The sequence below is a fragment of the Ruegeria sp. AA6 genome, from assembly GCF_056542865.1.
On sequence record NZ_JBQGAN010000015.1, the window covers coordinates 1 to 21,599 of the forward strand.

Sequence of the window (21,599 nt, forward strand, 5' to 3'; positions counted from 1 at the left end):
TCTTCGACGGAACAGGCGTCGGACTACAAGACCTCGCCGTCGCCCAAGTCGCAGCAAAACTCGCAGAAAAAGCAGGACTGGCGGAAACGGCGTCCTTGTAAAACAAAAAAAGCGCGCCTCGATTGGGGCGCGCTTGCTTTTCAGCAATTAAAAGTGATCAGCCCCGGATTACCTTGGCGAATTGATCAAAGATCGGCTCATTCGAACAGATCACTTCACCGTCCTCCAGCACACTGCCTTCAGGGTTCAGCGCCTGAACGAAGCCACCGGCCTCTTTCACGATGATTATCCCGGCGGCCACGTCCCAGGCATTCAGGCGACGTTCCCAGAACCCTTCGTAACGACCAGCGGCCACATAAGCCATGTCCAAGGCTGCCGCGCCCCAACGGCGCACACCGGCGCAGGCAGGCATCAGACGGGCCAGATCCTGCAGCGTTGCAGGCAGGTCCGAACGGCCGCCGAAGGGCAGACCGGTGGAAAATATGGACTCGATCATGCGGTGACGGCCCGAGACACGGATGCGGGTGTCGTTCATCCACGCGCCCTCGCCTTTTTCGGCAAAGAACATCTCGTCCTTGGCTGCGTCGTAGATCACTCCGGCGACGATCTTGCCCTTATGCTCCAACGCGATCGAAATCGCCCAGTGCGGCAGGCCGTGCAAAAAGTTCGTGGTGCCGTCCAGCGGATCAACGATCCAGCGACGGGTCGGGTCTTCGCCGTCGATGGAACCGCCTTCTTCAGCTAGCCAGCCATAAGTTGGACGTGCGCCCAGCAGTTCCTCTTTCAGGATTTCCTCGGCAGCGATATCGGCCTTGGAGACAAAATCACCCGCGCCTTTCATCGACACCTGAAGGTTCTCGACTTCACGAAAATCCTTGACCAAAGAACGCCCCGCTTTGCGCGCGGCTTTGATCATGATGTTGAGGTTTGCACTGCCAACCATTGTCCAAAGGCTCCTGTCCGGTCAAACCGCGCGTATACTGGGGCAAAGCGCCCTTGCCAAGAGGAATGATGCGCATAGCAGACCCGCGTTTTGCGCCTATTGTTCTTGGAGCTTACGCGCCTCGGTTCCCGCCAGTTCGATCAACTCTTTCACATAGGGTTTTTCAAGGTCCTCGGTGCGCACGGCGGCATAAAGCCTGCGCGTGATCCCATCCTTGGTCAGCGGGCGCGTGACGTAGTCGGAATTGTACTTCACCTCACGCACAACCCAGTCCGGCAGCACCGCAACGCCACGGTTCGAGGCCACAAGCAACAGGATTACGGCGGTCAGTTCAACCTGTCGGATCGCAGCAGGTTCGATCCGCGCCGGAATCAGCAACTGGCTGAAAATGTCCAGACGAGTTCGCTCGACCGGATAGGTGATTAGGGTCTGGCCGCGGAAATCCTCGGCCTCGATGTATTCCTTCTGCGCCAGCGGATGCGATGAGGCGGCGACAAACACCGCGTCATAGTCGAACAGTTCGATGAACTCGACGCCCGGCAGGTCTTCGGGGTCTGAAGACACCACCAGATCAACCTCTTCTTTTTGAAGGGCGGGCAAGGCGTCAAAAGCCAGACCCGGTCGGATATCGACGTCAACATCACCCCAGGACTTTCGGAAGGATTCCAGCACCGGGAACAGCCATTCGAAACAGGCGTGACACTCGATGGCGATATGCATTCGACCGGTACGCCCGTCGCGCAGAGACGAGAATTCCTGTTGTGTGGCCTCGACTTGCGGCAAGATTTGCTCGGCCAACCGTAACAGGCGCAACCCCGCCGCCGATAGCTTCATCGGCTTGGACCGGCGCAGGAACAGTTCAACGCCCGCCTGATCTTCCAGTCCTTTGATCTGATGGCTCAGCGCCGATTGGGTGATGTTCAATTGATCCGCAGCCCGCGCCAGCCCGCCGCAATCATGGATCGCCTTGATTGTACGCAGGTGCCGGAATTCGATGTGCATTGCTATGTGACTCATGTTGTTCTTGAGTAATATGAGTTTGTCTCACAATGCGAAAGCTGGCACAAGGGCAACAACTTGGACCTGCGAGGCTGACATGACGACACCAGAGATTTCATTCGAGTTTTTCCCGCCGCAAACGCTCGAGGCCTCCTTCCGCCTGTGGGATACGGTTCAGACGCTGGCACCGCTGGAACCACGTTTTGTCTCGGTCACCTACGGTGCGGGTGGCACAACGCGTGAGTTGACCCGCGATGCGGTGTCCACCCTGCACAAATCGTCGGGCCTGCCTGTTGCGGCACATCTGACATGCGTGGATGCCTCGCGTCAGGAAACGCTTGAGATCGCCGATACCTTTGCGCGCGCGGGCGTTCAGGACATTGTCGCCCTGCGTGGCGACCCGCCGAAGGGTCAGGATCGCTTCGTGCCGCACCCCGACGGGTTCAACAGTTCCGTCGAACTGATTGAAGCGCTGGCCGAGACCGAAATGTTCAGCATCCGTGTCGGTGCTTACCCGGACAAACACCCCGAAGCGCGGGATTTCGCAGCTGACGTCGACTGGCTGAAGGCCAAGCTGGATGCCGGTGCCGACGAGGCTCTGACGCAGTTTTTTTTCGAGGCTGAAACCTATTTCCGGTTCCGTGATGCCTGCGAAAAGGCTGGGATCGACAAGCCAATCGTGCCTGGAATCCTGCCGATCGAAAACTGGAAGGGTGCGCGCAACTTTGCCCGCCGCTGTGGAGCGCACATCCCTGATTGGATCGAGAATGCCTTTGAAAAGGCGATCCGGGATGATCGAGAGGATTTGCTCGCCACCGCGCTCTGCACGGAATTGTGCTCAGACCTGATCGAAGGTGGCGTGGACAAGCTGCACTTCTACACCTTGAACCGACCTGAACTGACACGCGATGTGTGTTTTGCTCTGGGCATTACACCCAAGACCGCGCTGCAAAACGTCGCCTGATTCAACCTAACATGATCCATTTGCCCGGAACCTGTTCAGGTTTCGGGCTTTTTCGACGTTTTAATAATCTTTCGAGCACCATTGCGTCGCGACAATTGAAATAAAATTTCCACCACTGTTTCCCAGAGGGCAGCAAAAATTCACTGAGTTTGACAAACCAGCAGCCCGCCGCACACTGACATTGTTGTGTTTGTTAACGAGTTGTTTTGGTTATGGAGCCAGTAGAAAAAAACAATGCGCGCGCTGAAGCGTTGGGAGCTTTGGGGTTGGCCCAAACTGCGGGGTCTGACGAAATCCGCGATGCGTGGCGTAACATCGCGTTCCGCGCACATCCGGACCACACCAATGGTGACTGCAGCAACTTCGCCCGCGCCAAAGAAGCGTATGACTTTCTTCGCCGTGAAGGTTTGACAGTAAAAGGCAAGGCCAGCGGCCAACCGCGTCGGCCAAAACTGCGCAAGCGTGTGATTGAATTGGAAAGCGCGGATATCGACGCTTGTCGCGTACTTCTAAACACAGCGCTGGCGCATAACCCTGAAGAAGATGGGCCGCAATCTGAGGTGAATAGCGTAGTAGACGCGGACCACATTCCCGAAGCGGTCGGCTTTTACGGTCGCAACCTGACCTACTTCGTCTCAACACCTGTTCAAGTGGGTGCTAACCGAGTGGCGCTTCCGACCTCGTTTTTGGCATCGGCACGGCGGCTTGAAACCGAAGTGCTTAGTTTTCAGTCCAAAGAGACCGGCGGTGGTGAGGTTGTGGTCCCGGAAAACATTACCGCGCGGAAATTCCCAGGTGCTAAAAGCGTTCGCATTAAGTTTGATGCGGACCAGCAAATGCGGGATGAATTCTGGTTGGCTGGTTAGAAAACCCGGCCTGGTGATGGCCGGGTTTGCCTGTTGTGAGTGGTGGTTTAGTTTGCAATCGGGCCTTCCGAAGTAAACTTCGGAATAACGCTGCTCGATGCGGCGTCGCCTTCAATACCCGGCCAATTGCCTTCGGCAATGTTGATGTTGCCGGGCACGTCTTCTTCCCAGAACCCGACAACGACATCCGTAATGTTCAGGTACAGCTTGTCGTCAACGATCCGCCACAGGTTCGGGTTTGCCGGAACTTTGCCGCCCTTCGACACGCCATAGGCGCAGTGACCGTCGTATTGAGGTGCGTAATAGGCCGGGTTCTCAAGGAACTTTGCACGGTTCTCTTCGGACGAAAACGCCCAGGTCGCGCCGTTATATTCCGCAGTGATGTCAGAATGACCCCGCACGCCCTCGGGTTGGGATTGGCCGACCGGCACTTGATCCAGATTGCGGTAAGCAACAACATCATAACCCGAGACGGCAAATCCGGTACCGTCAACATATTGATCACCGGCAAATGCTGGCACGGCAAGAGTCAGTGCGGTCGCAAAAGTAAGGGCAAAGCGTTTCATGTGGTCAATCCTTTTGAACTCGGTGTTTCGCGCTTGCTGAGAGGATAGGTATTTACCCTTGAATGGGCAGTCCCCCTCGCGCCGCTGTGATCGTGAATGAAGAAACGTGAGAGGTTCGATCCCGAATGTTACAAATCTGCTGTAACGTCCGGGGTTGGACTCGGCGCTTTGCAACATTAGCTGTTGTGACGAACGGACAATTCACCCGAACTCTGCGGAGAAAGACACCAGATGACCGAGCAATCCCCATACACGCCCCCCACAGTCTGGACCTGGGACAGCGAAAGCGGTGGCAGATTTGCCAACATCAACCGCCCCATCGCTGGCGCCACCCATGACAAGGATCTGCCGGTCGGCAAGCACCCCCTGCAACTGTATTCGCTGGCGACACCCAACGGCGTCAAAGTGACCGTGATGCTTGAGGAGTTGCTGGCCCTAGGTCACAAAGAGGCCGAATACAACGCCTGGCTGATCAACATTGGTGACGGCGATCAGTTCAGCTCGGGCTTTGTCGGGGCCAACCCGAACTCGAAAATCCCCGCGTTGTGGGACCGTTCGGGCGATGAGCCGGTGCGTGTGTTCGAAAGCGCATCGATCCTGTTCCATCTGGCCGAGAAGTTCGATGCCTTCCTGCCGAAATCGGGGCCTGAGCGGACCGAAGTGATGAACTGGGTATTCTGGCAGATGGGCAGTGCGCCCTATCTGGGCGGCGGGTTCGGTCATTTCTACGCCTACGCGCCCGAAAAATGGGAATACCCGATCAACCGTTTCACGATGGAAACCAAACGCCAACTGGACGTGCTGGACAAGCAACTGGACGGCAAGACTTTTATCACCGGCGAAGATTACACCATTGCCGATATGGCGATCTGGCCTTGGTATGGTCAACTGGTTCTGGGCCGTCTTTACAGCGCGGCAGAGTTCTTGGACGTCGAATCCTATGAAAACGTGATGCGTTGGGCCAAGGCGATTGACGAACGCCCCGCCGTTCAGCGCGGCCGTATGGTCAATCGTGCCTTCGGAGAGCCCCACACCCAGCTGCACGAACGCCACGACGCCAGCGATTTTGAAACCCGTACGCAGGACAAGCTGGAACCAGCGGCAGAATAACCCAATGGCCCCGCGGTTCACCAGACTGCGGGGCTTTCTTATTTCAGAATGGGCGGGCTATCCGGGTCACTGCCGGGCGCGACACGCTCGACAACGCGCTGTTCAGGCTGCGGCAGGTCGAATTTCAACCCAACCCGCGCCAGCGCTGCCGCAGCCGGATCGTGCGAGCCGAAAAACCCGACATCCATTGCGCCAGCCTCAATCCCGGAAAAGGTCAACGCCTCGGACGCTGCCTTGGCCAAAGCGGGCTCAGCCCCTTCAACCGCGCCAACAAAACCCAGAAGGTGGCCCGCGCGCCCTTCCTCCGTCTTGGTGCCGACCAGAAACGCAGCTTCAGCCAGACCGACCGCGGTAGCAAGTTTCGCATCCAGTGCTTTCAGCAGTTCATCCGGTAACCCCATTGGCGGCAGAAACTCGGCCAGACGTTGCTGCACCTTTTCAGGTGCGTGTTCCAACGTCGTTGCCAGCCAGCCCAGCGCCTCAGCAGGGATCAGCATCGATGACGGCGCGACCTCAAGGTTCAGGCCCAAACCAATCCCCTGCCCCGCCAGCATCGAGGACAGCACCCGCCCCGACAACGCCACATAAGGCACCGGCCTGTCGGCGAAACGCGCCAGACGATCCTCACGATCGAAAACCAGTACAAATCTGCCATCGGCCACGTCGAACAGCTCGGGCGTGATGTTTTCGTCATGCGCCTCTTCTGCCAGCAGCAGAAACAGCTCGCTATCGGCGAGACGCTCAAAGAAACGCAAGCGTGCCGCGTCATCCTTCGGATTGGCCTCCATAGTGGCATGTGCGGCATCCAGGGCCGTCGTATCAGTCATTCAGCACCTCTTGCACCCGCGCGCGCAGTACCGGCAGCAGATCTGCTTCAAACCACGGGTTTTTCTTTAGCCATGCCGTATTCCGCCATGATGGATGAGGCAAGGGAAACACACGCGGCGCATGGTCTCGCCACGTGATGACGGTGTCCGTTACAGCCGTGCGCAGCCCAAGGTGATATTTATGCGCATGCCCGCCGACCAGAACTGTCAGCGGCACCTCTCCCAGCTCCTCCATCACTCTGCCATGCCATGTCTGCCCACAGATGGGCGGCGGCGGCAGGTCGGCCTTGCGCGCGTTGTACCCCGGAAAGCAAAACGCCATCGGGACGATCGCAACACGGGTACGGTCATAAAACACCGCCTCGTCAATCCCCAGCCAATCGCGCAACCGGTCGCCCGAGGGGTCGGTGAACGGTTGGCCCGAGGCATGAACTCGCGCCCCCGGCGCCTGCCCCGCAATCAGCAGCCGCGCACCAGACCTGAACCACACCACAGGGCGCGGTTCATGAGCAGTAAACGTGGCTCGAAACCTGCCTGCGCAAATACGGCAGGACTTTATCTCTTTCTGCAGCGAATTCATCAGATCGCAAGACTTCCTGCATCAAACTGGTTGACGATCAGAGTGAAGGATAGTCAACGCGCGGTCAGGGGCCAACCGGTGGAAAAGTCACAATCGTAATAGTGAGCCTGGGCGCGCATTGATCATTTGTTTCACAATTCGACATAATGTAGCCAACATGGACTACTAAATTTACCGCAAATCACCCGAACAAAGCGGTACACCGAAGAAACGCCAAAGCAGCAGGCCATGAATGCTTGAGTTTGAGAATGTCAGTAAGTCCTTCTGGACCGGGACGCGCCGAAAGGTGATCCTAGACCGGGTCTCGTTCCGTATCGAACTGGGCCGGTCTATTGGCGTTCTGGCACCAAACGGCACTGGGAAAACGACGTTGATCAACATGATGGCCGGGCTTGAGAAACCAGACGAAGGCGTCATCCGAAAAGACTGTCGGATTTCGTTCCCGATGGGGTTTTCCGGTGGCGTGGCAAAGAAACTATCAGCTCTGGAAAACGCACGCTATATCGCCAAGATATACGGGATGGACCCCGATTATGTCGAAGCGTACTGCAGTTGGCTGTGCAATCTGGGCGAATACTTCAATCAACCGCTAGGAACGTATTCTTCTGGCATGCGGGCGCGGTTCACCTTTGCTCTGATGCTGGCGCTGGACTTCGATATGTACCTGATAGATGAGGGTATGCCCGCGACAACCGATGTCGAGTTCAACCGAAAAGCAGGTGACATCCTACGAGAGCGATTGCGCACAACAACGCTGGTGATCGTGTCTCATAGCCCCGAAATTCTGGAAAAATTCGCACAACAGGCCGCCGTATTGGTGGACGGCAAGTTGCACATGTTCGACACCTTGGAAGAGGCAAAACAGCTATATGACTACCAAACCCAAGGCTAAGAAGTATCGTTGGCGCCGCAACCGCGACGAGGCGAAGTCGCCGGAGGCACGGACCGATGCAATGTCGCGCATCAGGAAAGCGATGCAACCGACCGATGAGGCGAATGACGCCCAACCTGCAACCGGCATTGACGAGATTAAGCGTGAGGGGCTGACCGGGCGACAACTGCGCATCGCGCGTCGTTTGGCCCAAAAGAACGACCTTACGGCAAGCTCGGACTATGACGCGGTCCGCCAGCTTCGCCTAAAGGGTATAGACCCGTTCGAGCGCGCCAACCTGCTGGATTTGGCCGCCGAAAAAAACCGCACGGATGATCAGACCAAAGACAAGATCACCATCCAGTTGCCTCAAACAGTCAGGCAATCCCCGCAGGACCTGCCAGGCCCAGAGCTGAGCCCGGCAGAACGCCGCAACCTTGAGATCGGTGAAATCCAGAAAGACATTGCTCGCCGCCGCAAACGCAAGCTGTTTGCCCTTTTTGCACGTCTGGCGGTGTTTGTCCTGCTTCCTACACTGATCGTGGGCATGTATTTCTACCGCTACGCCACACCTATGTACGCGAGCGACTCTGCCTTTTCGATTTTGCAGGCAGACGGTGGAGGAGCTTCGTTTGGTGGATTTCTTGCAGGCACTCAATACGCCACTGCGCAGGATTCGGTTGCCACTCAGGAATTCCTTGAATCTAAGGACGCTCTATTGCGATTGGAGCGGGACACGAATTTTTCGGAAATATTCAAACAAGATTGGATCGACCCCATCCAGCGCTTGCCTCAAGACGCGACACTGGAAGACACGTACAAGCTGTTCAGGCGGATGATTACCATCGGCTACGACCCAAGCGATGGCATCATCCGAATGGAGGTCGCCGCACCTGCCCCTGAAATTTCGGTCGAGCTTTCCAACCTGCTTTTGTCCTATGCAGAGGACACGATCAACGGCCTGACAGAATTGAAGCGCGATGATCAGATGCGCGATGCAATTGCCAGTTTTGAAATTGCGCAAGAAGAACGCCGAAAAGCGCAGGAACAGTTGATCGAGCTTCAATTGCAGGGTGCGGTACTGGACCCGGAAAATGTCCTCGCCGGACTGCGGGCACGCATCAATGCGATCGAAATCGAGCTGCAAGAGAAAGAACTGCAACTGGCGGCACTGCTGGACAACCTGCGCCCCAACCAAGCCAAGGTGGATGGCGTACGCGCTGACATTCAAAGGCTTGAGGTGGTGCTGTCCGGGCTGAACGCGGAAATGCTTGACGCGTCGGCGGGCGAAAATTCGCTCGCGCGCCTGAGCGTTCGAATACAAATGGCTCAGGCCGACCTCGTTGCCCGGGACATGATGCTGCAGACCGCCATGGAACAAATGGAAACCACCCGGACCGAGGCCAATCGCAAAGTGCGATATCTGACGGTGTCGGTAAACCCGGTAGCCAGCGAGGAGCACACCTATCCGCGCAAGTTCGAAAATACGATTTTGGCTTTCCTGTTGTTTGCTGGTATTTACCTGATGATCTCGCTTACCGCGTCGGTCCTTCGTGAACAGGTATCCTCGTAAGACACATGAAACATGTAAAAATCTCCGATCTCACGGTCGGCAATGATCTGCCCCTGACAATCATTGCTGGCCCCTGCCAACTTGAAACCGCCGATCACGCCCAGATGATTGCGGGCAAAATGAAAGAGGCCTGCGACGCAGCGGGCGCGCAGTATGTCTTCAAGGCTTCATACGACAAGGCAAACCGGACGTCTTTGTCCGGCAAACGGGGCATGGGGATTGATGCCGGGCTGAAGGTTCTGGACGGCATTCGTAAGACGATGGAAATTCCCGTTCTGACAGATGTTCATACCGAGGCCCAGTGCGCAGTGGCTGCCGAGGCTGTGGACATATTGCAAATTCCAGCCTTCCTGTGCCGCCAGACTGACATGCTTCTTGCGGCTGGCAACACCGGAAAAGCTGTGAATGTCAAAAAGGGACAGTTTCTCGCCCCTTGGGAAATGGGCAACATCGTTGACAAGGTCGAAAGCACCGGAAACCAGAACATCTTGCTGACCGAGCGCGGCACCTCTTTCGGGTACAACACGCTTGTGGCCGATATGCGCGGCCTGCCGCAAATGGCAAAAACAGGTTACCCGGTCGTAATGGACGCGACGCACTCGGTGCAGCAGCCCGGCGGTAAAGGAGGTTCCTCTGGTGGCCAGCGCGAGTTTGCACCGGTTATGGCCCGTGCAGCAGTCTCGTTGGGCGTCGGAGCCGTGTTCATCGAAACGCACCAAGACCCCGACTCGGCGCCCTCTGATGGACCGAATATGATCCCCCTGGATCAAATGCCTCAACTCATTGACACATTGATGCGCTTTGATGCACTGGCCAAAGCCAATCCAATTCAGATTTAATCACGAGTGATACTATGACCAAACCCATCCCCGAGGTGACCCCAAACACCTGGAGCTTTCTGCGCGATGCCATGATCACCCCTACCGGGTTTCGCGAATATGACGCTCGCTGGAAATATCCGGAAGAAATCAATCTGCCGGGCATGACGGCCTTGGGGCTGGGTTTGGGTACGCAAATTCGCAAACGCGGGATCGATCCGGTGATCGCCGTGGGCAACGACTATCGCGACTATTCGCTGGCGATCAAGAATGCGCTGATACTGGGCCTGATGCAGGCTGGTATTCAGGTCAAGGACATCGGCCCGGCCCTTAGCCCGATGGCGTATTTCGCCCAATTCCATCTGGATGTTCCGGCCGTGGCAATGGTTACGGCCAGCCACAACCCGAATGGCTGGACCGGTGTGAAGATGGGCTTCGACCGCCCGCTGACCCACGGCCCGGATGAGATGTCGGAACTGCGTGACATCGTCCTGAACGGCGAAGGCGTCGCCCATGAAGGTGGGTCTTACGAATTCGTCGACGGCGTGAAAGAGGCGTATATCGACGATCTGGTAGGTGATTTCAAAATGTCCCGCCCGCTCAAAGTTGTTTGCGCGACCGGCAACGGAACGGCCTCGGCCTTTGCACCCGAAATCTTCGAGCGGATGGGTGTCGAAGTGGTGCCCAGCCACAATCGGCTGGATTACACCTTCCCCAATTACAACCCAAACCCCGAGGCCATGGAGATGTTGCACGACATGTCCGACACCGTGAAATCCAGCAGCGCCGATCTGGCGCTTGGGTTTGACGGCGACGGCGACCGTTGCGGGGTTGTTGATGATGAGGGTGAAGAGATTTTCGCCGACAAGGTCGGTGTGATCATGGCCCGCGATCTGGCCAAGCTGTACCCGAACTCGACTTTCGTGGCTGACGTGAAATCAACCGGCCTTTTTGCCAGCGACCCCGAGTTGCAGGCCCATGGCGTCAAGGCGGATTACTGGAAAACCGGTCACAGCCACATGAAGCGTCGGGTCAAGGAAATCAACGCTCTGGCCGGATTTGAAAAGTCGGGCCACTACTTCCTGGCTGAACCAATCGGGCGTGGTTATGACTGCGGCATGCGGGTGGCGGTGGAAATCTGCAAGCTGATGGATCGCAACCCGGACAAAAGCATGTCCGATCTGCGCAAGGCTCTGCCGAAAACATGGTCAACTCCGACCATGTCGCCCTATGCAGCCGATACCGAAAAATACGACATCCTCAAACGATTGGTGGACAAACTGGTCGCCAAGGCCGATGCGGGCGAAACCTTCGCCGGGCGCGAGATCAAAGAGGTTGTGACCGTCAACGGCGCGCGGGTCATTCTGGACAACGGAAGCTGGGGGCTGGTGCGCGCTTCGTCGAACACGCCGAACCTGGTCGTGGTCTGCGAAAGCAGCGACAGCGAGGACGAAATGCGCGCCATCTTCTCGGACATTGATGCCGTTATCCGAACCGAACCAGGCGTCGGCGATTACGACCAGACAATCTGATCTGGGATCGGGGCGCGATTGGCGCCCCACCCTTCAGTTCCCGCCGAGCAATTTGAGAAGGCCCTTTTTAGCCTCTTCTTCCAGCTTGTTCTTTAGCGCGTCTTCGATACTTTCTGTCTCGGTCACGGTCGTACCGAGTTCATCACCGACCTTATCCAAAACCTTCTGCTTGGCGTCATCTTCCAGTTCCCTGAGCTGCCCCTCGGCTGCGGCTTCGATCACTTTGCTAAAGTCAGGTTTGATGGACGGGTCTTCCCACGGGCCGATGATGCGCACGGGTACGGACAGACCCTGCCCCGAATTGGCGCGTAATGCGACTGGGGTGAAAAGGTAGTCAATCGTGCGTCTTCCGATATTGACCTGCCCTGTTCCGTCGGCCCGGAAATTATCCAGTGACATCAGCAGATCGCGATTGGTCAGAACGCCCTGATCAATGGTAAAACTGGCCGTCAGACTGTTGAACACTGTTGTCCCACCTGCGTCTTGGCTGCGCCCCATCAGGCGGTCCAGATCAAAGCCCGAGATAACACCCTGTCCAACGGCCAGGCCACCCTTTCCGCTGAGCGAGCGCATGATCTGATCTTCGGTTTGCCCGACGCCCAGAAACTCAAACTCTCCCGATCCTGCGCCCGACAGACGATCAATCCCGGCAATGGTCGAAAGCGCCTGCTGAAGGTCCACATCCTGCGCGCTCAGCTTTCCCCCAACTGACAGACCGTTTCGGTTGTTTGCAACCACTTGCCCATTCACCTGCCCGGAAAACAGAGTGGCCGGGTTCATCCGCAACACCGCCCGCGACCGGTCAAGGCTGAGCGTGAGATCACTAGGACCAAGTTCTATGTCAGGTATCGCGATCGATGAAGCTGTCAGACGAATTTTCCCATTGGCAAGCGACAACGCCGAAGCATCGATCGGTTCCTTTGACCATCCGTCTACCGACGGCGAGCCCACACCAGACCCGCCCCCGGTTTGGGCAGAGCCTTCATTGTAGCGGGACAAGTCGATATCTCCGCCCTTCAGCCGCGCCGTGATTTTGGGCGGGTCCGCGATCTGAATATCTGCTTCCCCATCAAAACGGTTGTGATCCAATTGCGCCACCAAGTCGCGAAGCGAGATACGACCCTCTTGCGTATAGGTCATCTGCGCCGACACATCGGCCACGCGCCCCAGTCCCAGCGGCACCCCAACCCCGGCCTGACCGAAGGCGGCAAGCATCTGTTCGGTATCGGTGGTCTTGACCTCAAGCGCGCCATCCATATCACCGGCTAGGTTAACGCGACCGTCAAAGCCAACCTCACCGCCGGGTGCGGTCAGGGCCAGTTCCAGCCCGGTAACGGCCCCCGAGGCATAGGCCGGCAGGTCCGGTATTTTGAGATCGACGTTTACCTTGCCGCCCGGCACCGCCATCTGCGCCTGCATAATCATCGGAGAGGTCGGACCCGGCCAGCTGGCCGATAAATCGACATTCGCGAAGTCGAACTTGGTCGTGCCATTTTCGATATAGATCATCCGAGCGTTGGTCAGTTCCAGACGGTCCAAAGTCACTGCACCCTGCGGCGAACCGGCTGATGCAGCGGCGTCCGCCGTCGAACCCGTGGCCGTTTGCGGTGCTGCCTTGCCCAACTCCCAGTTTCCACGCCCCTCAGACAGCTTAAGCCGCAGCACCGGGTTGTCGGCTATGACCCGACGGATCCGCAAATCTCCGTTCAGCAGCGCCGAGGCATCCACCCCAATAGCCAGACTTTCCGCGCTCAGCATCGGCTCGGACCCAGCCCAAGGGGCGTTCCCGAATGTGACCGGGCCGGTTTCCATCCCCAGAACCGGCCAAAAGGACAGGTTCACATCACCGGTCAGCGTCAGGTCTCGGCCCGTCTCGGTTTTGACCTGTTCCGCCAGGATCGCGGCCAGCTTGTCGCCAGGCATTAGCAACAAAGCGCCGATGACAAGGCCGAAGGCGACCACGAATAGGAAGAGAATGCGCAACAGCCACTTCATTTTTCTGCTCTCCGCTTTTTGGGCATGCGTTGAAAAGATCATTCAAAGCCTGGCCCCCATTTGCAAGGGGAAGCTTTCCCGACTATATGCCGCGCCATGAGCTCGAACCCGCCAAACCTCCGCCCCGACCTGGCACCTGCCGCCCGGATCACCGACACGCCACGCCCGAACCAGCCCACTATTGGTATGGTGTCGTTGGGCTGCCCGAAGGCTTTGGTCGATAGCGAACGAATTCTGACCCGCCTGCGGGCCGAAGGGTACGGCATTTCGCCGGACTATTCCGGCGCTGATGCCGTGATTGTGAACACCTGCGGGTTCCTTGACAGCGCCAAGGCTGAATCTCTGGATGCTATTGGCGAGGCATTGGTAGAAAACGGCAAGGTCATCGTAACCGGCTGTCTGGGGGCCGAACCGGATTATATCCGCGAACACCATCCCCGCATCATGGCCGTGACAGGGCCGCATCAATACGAACAAGTGTTGGACGCCGTACATACCGCTGTGCCGCCCGACCCAGACCCGTTCGTGGACCTGCTACCCGCCGCCAGCGTGCAACTGACCCCACGCCATTACAGCTATCTCAAGATTTCCGAGGGCTGCAACCACAAGTGCAAGTTCTGCATTATCCCCGACATGCGCGGCAAACTGGCCAGCCGCCCGGCCCATGCGGTGTTGCGTGAGGCGGAAAAGCTGGTCGACAACGGTGTTCGCGAGTTGCTGGTGATCTCGCAGGACACCTCGGCCTATGGGCTGGATCGGAAATACGACGTAAACCCGTGGAAAGACCGCGAGGTGCGCAGCCACATCACCGATCTGGCGCGTGAACTGGGTCAGCTCGATGCTTGGGTCCGCCTGCACTATGTTTACCCCTACCCGCATGTGCGCGAATTGATCCCGTTGATGGCGGATGCAGGCTGCAACGTGCTGCCCTATCTGGATATCCCATTCCAGCATGCCCACCCGGACGTTCTGAAGCGGATGGCGCGCCCCGCTGCCGCCGCCAAAACATTGGACGAGATTGCCGCGTGGCGCGCGACCTGCCCCGATATCACCCTGCGGTCGACCTTCATTGTCGGCTACCCGGGTGAGACCGAGGCTGAATTCCAGACTCTGCTTGATTGGATGGACGAAGCCCAACTGGATCGCGTTGGCTGCTTCCAATACGAAAACGTCGATGGCGCGCGATCGAACAACCTGCCCGATCACGTTCCGGCCGAGGTCAAGCAAGAGCGTTGGGAACGGTTCATGGAGAAAGCACAAGCAATTTCCGAGGCCAAGCTGGCCGCCAAGGTTGGACGGACCATCGACGTGATCGTGGACGAAGTGGATGATGAGGCCGCCACCTGCCGCACCAAGGCGGATGCGCCCGAGATCGACGGGAACCTTTTCATCGACGAAGGGTTTGAGAACCTCAAGCCCGGCGACATCGTCTCGGTCGAGGTGGATGAGGCCGGTGAGTACGACCTGTGGGGCAAGTTAGCCTGACCCAATAACCCCAGATCGGCGACGCGTGAGATGAGTTTATTGGCGTTTTGTCCCAATTTGATGGATCATGACAGGACATTCAGCCTCATTTGAAGGAGGGTTCAATGTCTTGTCTGCGCCTTATTTTTAGGAACTGCGCTGCGCTTTTGCTTGCTTCTCAATTTTTTGCGGTGCCTGCAGCCGCCGACGACGTCAGCGTCAGTGGTTTCATCATCATCGGCTCACCACCTCTGAGCCTGCAGCACCGCAGCAAACATAAAGTGCACCGCTATTATGGGGCGCCAAAGGTGTTTCACCACAAGCCAAAACCCGAGGTCTACTATGATAGGCCCAAATCCAAGGTTTATGACCATCCCAAGCGCCGATCGCACTATGCCAAACGGGGAAAACGCAAGCATAACGCGCCACAAACGGCCCTCAGAACACGATCGTCGCCCTACTACATCCCGCAAAACTATGGCATCCAACGTCGGAGTTTTGGCCATGGGATCTTTCGAGGCAGATACTGAGGCCGTGCTTCAATTTCAGAGCAGCCCAACAAGCGCGACAACCCAAGCCAACCCTGCGGCGATGGCGGTCAAAGCAACTGCTGCGCTTGCCGCGTCTTTGGCTTGACCGGCCAACTCGCTGTGATCGGTCGACGTGTGGTCAACAGCCCGCTCAATCGCCGTGTTGAACAATTCGGCCACCAGAACCAGCAATCCCAGCACCAATATCGACACACGCAACCCATCCCCAAAGGGCAGCCACAGGGCCAAAGCCGCCGAGACTAGGTTCGCCCAAACCCACGCGCGAAACGAGTATTCGTCCCGCCACGTTGCAGCCAATCCCTGCCAGCTCCAACGTGTTCGGTCCTTTAGGCGAGTAAAGAAGTATTTCATCTGCCCTCTGCTTTTTTGTGAATTGAACTGAAGCCTAATCAACGCGTAACACGCAAGAAAAAACCGCCCCATGGGCGGCTCTGTCGAAAACGAAGTGCGGGCAGCTTCCAATAAAGCCACCCGCGAAATTTTTATTGTGCGACCGGATCACAAACGGTCTGACCTGCCTCGGTCGTGGCCAGCTGGGTGCCTGCCGGACAGCTCGGCGTACCGAATTTGTCATACTCAGGAGTGATATAAACCGGTGCCGGTTCCTCCTGCTGCGAGCACGCAGCCAGAATAAGAGCAAATGCACCAACGGCGGCAAATTTGAGTTTCATGTCCGTCATTCCTCTATTAAATTTCTGATATTGCCTAAGAATTCGAGGCCGATGTCAGAATAAGACTTCGATTTGGTTATTGCAACAAATTGAATCACGTGAATGTGATTAAAGGCAAAACCACGCCGGTAACTCCCTTTGAAACAGCGGTTTTTTGAATAAAAGCTACCGATTTTATTGCATTACCCTGCACTGATATAACGACATTAGCCAAAAGCGGAGTAGCCACATGTCAGACATCCCAACCATCGCGCAAAAAGGCCCCTTCCCGGTCGAGGTTACCGAAGGGAAAATTTATTTCTGGTGCGCATGCGGCCAGTCACAGCGGCAGCCGTTTTGCGATGGCTCTCATAAAGACACAGAATTTGAGCCGATAAAATACACCGCTGATAGTACACAAAAAGTCTTTTTCTGTGGCTGCAAGCACAGCACGAAAGCGCCGCTGTGCGACGGATCACACTCTAAGTTGTGATCAATTCTTCAACGCGTTCAACAGATCCGCGTTTGCGCAAAAATCCGGGGCCGCATGAGCCTCGGATTGTTGCTCTGCCAACCAAAGCGCGCACTGCCCGCTGCACTGCGATGCCCGGCACTGTGTCACCATCTGTGCATAGCGATCCGCCGTCAGGCGTCGTTCGGCCATTGCCTCGGTCAGCGAGATATTCATGCAGCGCGCCACAGATCGGGTTAGCCAGAAATGTGTTTCAACATCTCCCAACAAATCCCGTGCCATCAGTTTGCCTGCCTTTGCACGGTTTTCAATGCCGCGAACTGTTGCTGATTTCTACAGGACTGCGGGGCATCCACCTCATTTTCATGCCGGTCCAGCCAATCCGGGCACTGGTTGGCCCACCCACACCCCCGACATTGCTGAACCATCTCGGCCCAGTCCTGCTGCGTCAGGTGACCTTGGCGATGTGCGGCAGCCATATCCGTTCCAGTCGCCTGCCCCATACGCAGAACAAGGCGCAGATGGGTCATTATCTCTCCGAGATGCAGCATGAGTTATTCCGTAGATTAAGGGATAAGTTTGCCAAGCAGTTCCTGATTGCGGCAGTATTCAGGTGTTTGCTGCGCTTGGGCTGTTTCACTTAGGAAGCTTTGGCAATGATTGGGGTTCGGGCAACCCGTGCACCGCAGAACTGCATCACTCAATTCATCTATCAAAATGTCGCCGTCAATCGCCGACTGTTGCAAGTCCACACCCAGCTTGGTTGCCATCCGGTCGACCAGACCGGCGTGGTGTTTCAGCGTATCTCGGTTGGCCATCGAAAGGTCCTTTCCCTGTCGCACGTGTCAAAAGGGTACACAAGCGCAGCAATTGGGCCTTTGATTCAGGTCAAGACCCGGCTCCGATCTGGTCCAGATACGCGCGCGTGGCATCCTGGACCCGGCGAAACCGGTCACCGCCAAGTTTTTTGCCGCCGTACCAGCGGGTGACGATCACAACATGGTTTTGCAGCTCGGCACGTTCGAGCATACGTAGGATCACCATCCCAGCGCCGCTTTCCCCGTCATCGGCCTTGAGCGCCCCGGTCGGCAACACTGCTGCCCATGTGTTGTGGGTCGCCTTGGCATACGCTTTGTCTGATTTAAGGTCCTGCAGCACCGCGTCCACATCCGCGCGAGTACGTACCGTCGCGCCCGACACCGCATATTTCGAACCGCGATCCGTCAGGATCACACCCAACCTTTTCAGGGATGTCATTGCGTCAGACCCAGTTGCCTTGCCGTTTCCTGCACGATCTGAACCCGTGCGGCATTAGGGGGGTGCGTGCCCAAAAACCGATCTCCGGGATCTGGAATCCGATCGAAATACTTTGCGCCGATCAGGGGATTATACCCCGCATTGTGCGTTATGATCGTACCCAGTTGGTCTGCTTCCAGTTCAAACGTTTTAACGTTCACTTGCACGCCGACCTCAGCCCCAAGTTTTTTCGAGCGTTCAAGCTCTTGCCCGCTTTCGCCATACAGCTTGCCGAGGTCGTTGAAGATCGCCGCGCTTTCTTGCGCGTTTTCGGATTGTCGGGCGATGTGACCCAAAACGTGATGCGCGGCCTCGTGCCCCATCACAAAGGCCAGTTCGTCCTCATTTTGAGCTGACTGAATCATCGCTCGGGTAAAGATAATCACCGGTTGATCTTTGTCATCCAATGTTTGAAACGCGTTGGCGGGGGCGCGCGGGTTCAGGTCGACCAGAATCGTGAAATCGCAGTTTCTGACCCTGGCTTGGCGCAAACACTCGGCTCGGGCTTCTTTGCCAACAGCGCGACTGATGTCTTGAAATGCAGCGGCTTCAACCAGAAACTCTTCGGAATCCTGTGACCATTCCGCCGCCGGCTGAACACGCAAAACGCCAGCGTCGCAGGCCGCCAGCACCAGAGGAAACAGCAAAAAGGTCAGACGGAGCATTGGAATTCCTTTGAAACGGCAAATCCGTTTGAGAAACCATAGCGCGGTCCTGACAGGGTTGCCACAGGCCGATTGCCACACAACGGGTTGCATTGCCGTTCGTCGCCCTGCACTCTGACCTCATGTTTTCGATTGAGCATGAATTCGACTCGACCGTCATTACTCTGGTGGATGAAGGCGAGAAGCCTTTGCAAGAGGATGTCGTCATCAACAGCTTCGCCGAATGTGTGACGCTTGAGCAATTGGACCCTCGCACAAACCAGATTCAAAGGATCACCCTGTCCCCTGAACAGGTCCGCGATCTGGCTGCCGCACTGGACTTGCCGGAAGGGGTATATCAGATCCACGAAAAACCGGATCAGGACGCGTAAACAAACAGCTTGTCCCGCGCAGTCGCGCCCCTCTTTAGGGTCAGCTCTGATGGAGCTACGCCCATCGCTGTGGCCAACACCCGGCGTACGGCTTCATTGGCTTTACCGTTCTCGGGCGGAGCGGTGACCGAGATGCGGATCGTCTCATCTGCAATTGCAATACTGTCTTTTGCAGCCCTTGGCGCGACTCGTACCGGAACGGACATGCCTGGCTTGGCATAGGCACTCAGATCCGGCATGTCGCGCAGCTTAGGTTTGGCCATCATTCGACTCCTGCCCGCACACACACTTGCTCAGAAAGGCAGGTAATGAAATTGATCCAACAATTCGAGCAGTTTTCCCTTGAAACGCGTAAGTCGCTCGACCAGATACAAACTGCCCATGTAAAGGAAATTAACATATGTCCTTGAAGAACCCGGCCGCCCTGGAATTTTTGCAATCGCGCCGGTCGCGCCCGGCGAAGACCCTGATTGCTCCGGCTCCTACTCGGGACGAACTTTTGCCCTTGCTCACTGCCGCCGCCCGCAGCCCCGATCACGGCAAATTGGAACCGTGGCGGTTTATCGTGTTGGAAAAAGGTGCAATGCCGCGTCTGTCTGACCTGACGCAGGATTGTGGCATTGCCTTGGGCAAGACGCCCGAGGATATTGCCAAAGCCCGCAGCCAGTTTGGCATGGGCCACTTGGCGGTCGCAGTGATCGAGGTTCAGAAACCATCCGAAAAAATCCCCGCAATCGAACAGACCTATTCCGCCGGCGCCGTCTGTCTGGCCCTTCTGAACGCGGCTCTTGCAGCGGGTTGGGGCGCGAATTGGCTGACAGGCTGGCAAGTGCATGACCCTGAATTCTGCCGCAGGGCCTTTGACCTGCAAGACAACGAGCGCGTCGCCGGATTGATCCATATCGCAACCGAAAGCAACGTCCCGCCCGAACGCCCCCGCCCCGATGTGGCAGCCCTAACCGAGTGGGTTTCGGAATGATGATCCTCAACGCGTTCTTCGCAGCGCTTGGCCAGATCGGAGATCCCAAATTCCGCGCCGTCCTGTTACGCGGTGTTGGTCTGACGATCGTGCTGTTGATCGCAGCCTGCGCAGTTGCCATCTGGCTGATCAACCGGGCCTCTGGGAACGAGATTTCGTTGCCGTGGATCGGTGCTGTGCCGTGGCTGAACGACGTATTGAACTACTCGGGAATTTTCGTGGTTTTGATCCTGCCAGTGTTTCTGATGGTGCCTGTGGCATCGGCCATCACCTCTATGTTTCTGGAAGAGGTCGCGCAGGCGGTCGAGGACAAACACTATCCCACCCTGCCCGCCGTACCGGGCATCCCGTTCAGCGAAGGGTTGCGGGATGCGTTGGGGTTCATGGGTGTGCTGATCGTAGCCAACCTGCTGGCACTGATCCTCTATGCGATCTTTACGCCGCTGGCGCCGTTTATCTTTTGGACGATGAACGGGTTCCTGCTGGGTCGAGAATACTTCACGCTGGCGGCGATGCGCCGGATCGGACGCGAAGGGGCGCGAAAACTGCGGGCCAAGCATTCCGCGACGATATGGCTGGCGGGCACCTTGATGGCGATACCATTGTCGGTGCCGCTTGTGAACCTGGTGATCCCAATCCTCGGGGCCGCCACGTTCACCCATATCTACCACAAGCTGTCAGGGCCAACGCCCTGACGCTTACTCGCGTGGTTCCAACTGGTTCAGCCAGTCGAAATCGCGCACTGAAATCACACCCGAGATGATGATCCCTGCGATGATCGCCCAGAGCACCACTGAAATTCCGGTGGTGATCCACATCTTTTTCTTCATGTGATGCACTTCCGGCGCGCCCGCATGGGTGCCCGGAACGATATCGCCCAGATCACCTTGCGTCTTGATGCGGATTGGCAGCACAATCAGCAGCGTCATGAACCAGATGACGGCAAACAGTACCAGTGCAGCAGTAATCGTCATGACAGCCTCTCTTGCGTTAAACTTGTTCTAGCTCGACCAGGCAGCCGTTAAAGTCCTTGGGATGCAGAAACAGCACCGGCTTACCATGCGCGCCGATCTTGGGTTCGCCCGAGCCCAGAACACGAGCCCCGGTTTCCTTCAGATGGTCACGGGCGGCGATAATATCCTCGACCTCATAGCAGACATGGTGAATGCCACCTGCCGGATTCTTTTCCAGAAAGCCGTTGATCGGGCTGTCATCGCCCAACGGGTAGAGCAGTTCGATCTTGGTGTTCGGCAGTTCGATGAACACTACGGTCACACCGTGATCCGGTTCGTCCTGCGGCGCGCCAACCTTGGCACCCAGCGCGTTTCGATATTGCTCGGACGCGGCCTCGAGATCGGGCACGGCGATGGCGACATGATTCAGGCGACCAATCATAGAACTCTCCTCTGTTCTGCGTTGCAGCGGTTATGAGGGCTGATAGGGCAAAGAACAAGTGCGCCAAATTGCCGTTAACGTCGTGTTAGCCAGAAGTTCCTAGCGTGAGGCA

At 57.0% G+C, this 21,599-nt stretch carries 29 protein-coding genes; 13 read left to right on the forward strand and 16 right to left on the reverse strand.

The genetic code is table 11. The annotated features are described in order from the left end of the window. Positions 1 to 157: 157 nt before the first annotated feature. Positions 158 to 943 carry an inositol monophosphatase family protein gene (locus ACR0LN_RS16315; protein WP_480431085.1) on the reverse strand — a complete coding sequence of 262 codons (786 nt, stop codon included), beginning with the start codon at positions 941 to 943 and terminating at the stop codon, positions 158 to 160. A gap of 96 nt (positions 944 to 1,039) precedes the next feature. Further along, on the reverse strand, positions 1,040 to 1,945 hold the full coding sequence (locus tag ACR0LN_RS16320; RefSeq protein ID WP_480431087.1) for a LysR family transcriptional regulator: 906 nt from the start codon (positions 1,943 to 1,945) through the stop codon (positions 1,040 to 1,042). A gap of 94 nt (positions 1,946 to 2,039) precedes the next feature. Here ACR0LN_RS16320 and metF point away from each other — a divergent pair, with 94 nt between their 5' ends. After that, complete coding sequence (gene metF, locus ACR0LN_RS16325; protein WP_480431089.1) at positions 2,040 to 2,906, forward strand: methylenetetrahydrofolate reductase [NAD(P)H]; 867 nt, start codon at positions 2,040 to 2,042, stop codon at positions 2,904 to 2,906. 266 nt (positions 2,907 to 3,172) lie between these two features. After that, entirely contained in the window at positions 3,173 to 3,772 is a 600-nt protein-coding gene (locus tag ACR0LN_RS16330; protein ID WP_480431091.1) for a J domain-containing protein, read from the forward strand. 47 nt (positions 3,773 to 3,819) lie between these two features. On the opposite strand, the gene ACR0LN_RS16335 is transcribed toward ACR0LN_RS16330, so the two are convergent. Further along, positions 3,820 to 4,338, reverse strand: coding sequence for a YHS domain-containing (seleno)protein (locus tag ACR0LN_RS16335; RefSeq protein ID WP_480431092.1), 519 nt, complete (start codon positions 4,336 to 4,338; stop codon positions 3,820 to 3,822). A gap of 231 nt (positions 4,339 to 4,569) precedes the next feature. Between ACR0LN_RS16335 and yghU the strand changes: the two genes are divergently transcribed. After that, positions 4,570 to 5,448 (forward strand): glutathione-dependent disulfide-bond oxidoreductase, encoded by an 879-nt coding sequence (gene yghU / locus ACR0LN_RS16340; protein WP_480431094.1) that lies wholly within the window; start codon positions 4,570 to 4,572, stop codon positions 5,446 to 5,448. Positions 5,449 to 5,486: 38 nt separating this feature from the next. Here yghU and ACR0LN_RS16345 read toward each other — a convergent pair whose 3' ends face one another. Both ACR0LN_RS16345 and ACR0LN_RS16350 read right to left on the reverse strand, forming a co-directional pair. Beyond that, entirely contained in the window at positions 5,487 to 6,275 is a 789-nt protein-coding gene (locus tag ACR0LN_RS16345; protein ID WP_480431096.1) for an SseB family protein, read from the reverse strand. Next, positions 6,268 to 6,855 (reverse strand): uracil-DNA glycosylase family protein, encoded by a 588-nt coding sequence (locus ACR0LN_RS16350; RefSeq protein ID WP_480431098.1) that lies wholly within the window; start codon positions 6,853 to 6,855, stop codon positions 6,268 to 6,270. The genes ACR0LN_RS16345 and ACR0LN_RS16350 overlap by 8 nt, the downstream gene beginning before the upstream one ends. A gap of 232 nt (positions 6,856 to 7,087) precedes the next feature. Between ACR0LN_RS16350 and ACR0LN_RS16355 the strand changes: the two genes are divergently transcribed. From ACR0LN_RS16355 to ACR0LN_RS16370, 4 genes are read left to right on the forward strand one after another with little or no spacing between them, the layout of a single operon-like run. Next, positions 7,088 to 7,747, forward strand: coding sequence for an ABC transporter ATP-binding protein (locus tag ACR0LN_RS16355; protein ID WP_480431099.1), 660 nt, complete (start codon positions 7,088 to 7,090; stop codon positions 7,745 to 7,747). Further along, a complete protein-coding gene (locus ACR0LN_RS16360; protein ID WP_480431101.1) occupies positions 7,725 to 9,299 on the forward strand; it encodes a KpsE/RkpR family capsule polysaccharide export protein in 1,575 nt (524 codons plus the stop codon). The genes ACR0LN_RS16355 and ACR0LN_RS16360 overlap by 23 nt, the downstream gene beginning before the upstream one ends. Positions 9,300 to 9,304: 5 nt before the next feature. Then, on the forward strand, positions 9,305 to 10,138 hold the full coding sequence (kdsA, locus tag ACR0LN_RS16365; protein ID WP_480431102.1) for a 3-deoxy-8-phosphooctulonate synthase: 834 nt from the start codon (positions 9,305 to 9,307) through the stop codon (positions 10,136 to 10,138). Positions 10,139 to 10,152: 14 nt separating this feature from the next. Next, positions 10,153 to 11,649, forward strand: coding sequence for a phosphomannomutase/phosphoglucomutase (locus tag ACR0LN_RS16370; RefSeq protein ID WP_480431104.1), 1,497 nt, complete (start codon positions 10,153 to 10,155; stop codon positions 11,647 to 11,649). Between the two features lie 33 nt (positions 11,650 to 11,682). Here the strand turns inward: ACR0LN_RS16370 and ACR0LN_RS16375 are convergent, their stop codons facing one another. Further along, complete coding sequence (locus tag ACR0LN_RS16375) at positions 11,683 to 13,644, reverse strand: AsmA family protein (RefSeq protein ID WP_480431106.1); 1,962 nt, start codon at positions 13,642 to 13,644, stop codon at positions 11,683 to 11,685. A gap of 96 nt (positions 13,645 to 13,740) precedes the next feature. Here ACR0LN_RS16375 and rimO point away from each other — a divergent pair, with 96 nt between their 5' ends. Together rimO and ACR0LN_RS16385 are read left to right on the forward strand one after the other, a co-directional pair. Beyond that, complete coding sequence (rimO, locus tag ACR0LN_RS16380; RefSeq protein WP_480431107.1) at positions 13,741 to 15,129, forward strand: 30S ribosomal protein S12 methylthiotransferase RimO; 1,389 nt, start codon at positions 13,741 to 13,743, stop codon at positions 15,127 to 15,129. Positions 15,130 to 15,233: 104 nt separating this feature from the next. Next, complete coding sequence (locus ACR0LN_RS16385; RefSeq protein WP_480431108.1) at positions 15,234 to 15,638, forward strand: hypothetical protein; 405 nt, start codon at positions 15,234 to 15,236, stop codon at positions 15,636 to 15,638. A gap of 15 nt (positions 15,639 to 15,653) precedes the next feature. Here ACR0LN_RS16385 and ACR0LN_RS16390 read toward each other — a convergent pair whose 3' ends face one another. Together ACR0LN_RS16390 and ACR0LN_RS16395 are read right to left on the reverse strand one after the other, a co-directional pair. Continuing rightward, positions 15,654 to 16,010, reverse strand: coding sequence for a diacylglycerol kinase (locus ACR0LN_RS16390; protein WP_480431110.1), 357 nt, complete (start codon positions 16,008 to 16,010; stop codon positions 15,654 to 15,656). A 131-nt stretch (positions 16,011 to 16,141) separates the two neighbouring features. Beyond that, positions 16,142 to 16,330 carry a hypothetical protein gene (locus ACR0LN_RS16395; protein WP_480431111.1) on the reverse strand — a complete coding sequence of 63 codons (189 nt, stop codon included), beginning with the start codon at positions 16,328 to 16,330 and terminating at the stop codon, positions 16,142 to 16,144. 229 nt (positions 16,331 to 16,559) lie between these two features. On the opposite strand from ACR0LN_RS16395, the gene ACR0LN_RS16400 reads away from it, so the two are divergent. After that, positions 16,560 to 16,802 carry a CDGSH iron-sulfur domain-containing protein gene (locus ACR0LN_RS16400; RefSeq protein ID WP_480431113.1) on the forward strand — a complete coding sequence of 81 codons (243 nt, stop codon included), beginning with the start codon at positions 16,560 to 16,562 and terminating at the stop codon, positions 16,800 to 16,802. On the opposite strand, the gene ACR0LN_RS16405 is transcribed toward ACR0LN_RS16400, so the two are convergent. The 5 genes from ACR0LN_RS16405 to ACR0LN_RS16425 form a co-directional block, all read right to left on the reverse strand. Then, complete coding sequence (locus ACR0LN_RS16405) at positions 16,803 to 17,063, reverse strand: DUF6455 family protein (RefSeq protein ID WP_480431115.1); 261 nt, start codon at positions 17,061 to 17,063, stop codon at positions 16,803 to 16,805. It abuts the gene before it with no gap. Then, positions 17,063 to 17,332 (reverse strand): DUF6455 family protein, encoded by a 270-nt coding sequence (locus tag ACR0LN_RS16410; protein WP_480431117.1) that lies wholly within the window; start codon positions 17,330 to 17,332, stop codon positions 17,063 to 17,065. The genes ACR0LN_RS16405 and ACR0LN_RS16410 overlap by 1 nt, the downstream gene beginning before the upstream one ends. A gap of 15 nt (positions 17,333 to 17,347) precedes the next feature. Then, positions 17,348 to 17,599: a DUF6455 family protein gene (locus ACR0LN_RS16415; RefSeq protein ID WP_480431118.1), complete on the reverse strand. Its 252-nt coding sequence runs from the start codon at positions 17,597 to 17,599 to the stop codon at positions 17,348 to 17,350. A gap of 70 nt (positions 17,600 to 17,669) precedes the next feature. Further along, a complete protein-coding gene (locus ACR0LN_RS16420) occupies positions 17,670 to 18,038 on the reverse strand; it encodes a YigZ family protein (RefSeq protein ID WP_480431120.1) in 369 nt (122 codons plus the stop codon). Further along, on the reverse strand, positions 18,035 to 18,742 hold the full coding sequence (locus ACR0LN_RS16425) for a M48 family metallopeptidase (RefSeq protein WP_480431122.1): 708 nt from the start codon (positions 18,740 to 18,742) through the stop codon (positions 18,035 to 18,037). The genes ACR0LN_RS16420 and ACR0LN_RS16425 overlap by 4 nt, the downstream gene beginning before the upstream one ends. Positions 18,743 to 18,864: 122 nt before the next feature. On the opposite strand from ACR0LN_RS16425, the gene ACR0LN_RS16430 reads away from it, so the two are divergent. Further along, entirely contained in the window at positions 18,865 to 19,113 is a 249-nt protein-coding gene (locus tag ACR0LN_RS16430) for a hypothetical protein (RefSeq protein WP_480431124.1), read from the forward strand. Here the strand turns inward: ACR0LN_RS16430 and ACR0LN_RS16435 are convergent. Next, complete coding sequence (locus ACR0LN_RS16435) at positions 19,101 to 19,376, reverse strand: DUF167 domain-containing protein (protein WP_480431125.1); 276 nt, start codon at positions 19,374 to 19,376, stop codon at positions 19,101 to 19,103. The two genes, ACR0LN_RS16430 and ACR0LN_RS16435, sit on opposite strands and share 13 nt — an antisense overlap. A gap of 137 nt (positions 19,377 to 19,513) precedes the next feature. Between ACR0LN_RS16435 and ACR0LN_RS16440 the strand changes: the two genes are divergently transcribed. Together ACR0LN_RS16440 and ACR0LN_RS16445 are read left to right on the forward strand one after the other, a co-directional pair. Then, positions 19,514 to 20,092, forward strand: a complete 579-nt coding sequence (locus tag ACR0LN_RS16440; protein WP_480431127.1) for a nitroreductase family protein — start codon at positions 19,514 to 19,516, stop codon at positions 20,090 to 20,092. Further along, positions 20,092 to 20,787, forward strand: coding sequence for an EI24 domain-containing protein (locus tag ACR0LN_RS16445; RefSeq protein ID WP_480431296.1), 696 nt, complete (start codon positions 20,092 to 20,094; stop codon positions 20,785 to 20,787). Before ACR0LN_RS16440 ends, ACR0LN_RS16445 begins: the two co-directional genes overlap by 1 nt. A 3-nt stretch (positions 20,788 to 20,790) precedes the next feature. Here the strand turns inward: ACR0LN_RS16445 and ACR0LN_RS16450 are convergent, their stop codons facing one another. Further along, the gene (locus ACR0LN_RS16450; RefSeq protein WP_480431129.1) at positions 20,791 to 21,066 is read right to left on the reverse strand and encodes a DUF1467 family protein; all 276 of its coding nucleotides are present in this window, start codon (positions 21,064 to 21,066) and stop codon (positions 20,791 to 20,793) included. 16 nt (positions 21,067 to 21,082) lie between these two features. Beyond that, entirely contained in the window at positions 21,083 to 21,487 is a 405-nt protein-coding gene (mce, locus tag ACR0LN_RS16455) for a methylmalonyl-CoA epimerase (RefSeq protein WP_109313240.1), read from the reverse strand. Positions 21,488 to 21,599 lie beyond the last annotated feature (112 nt).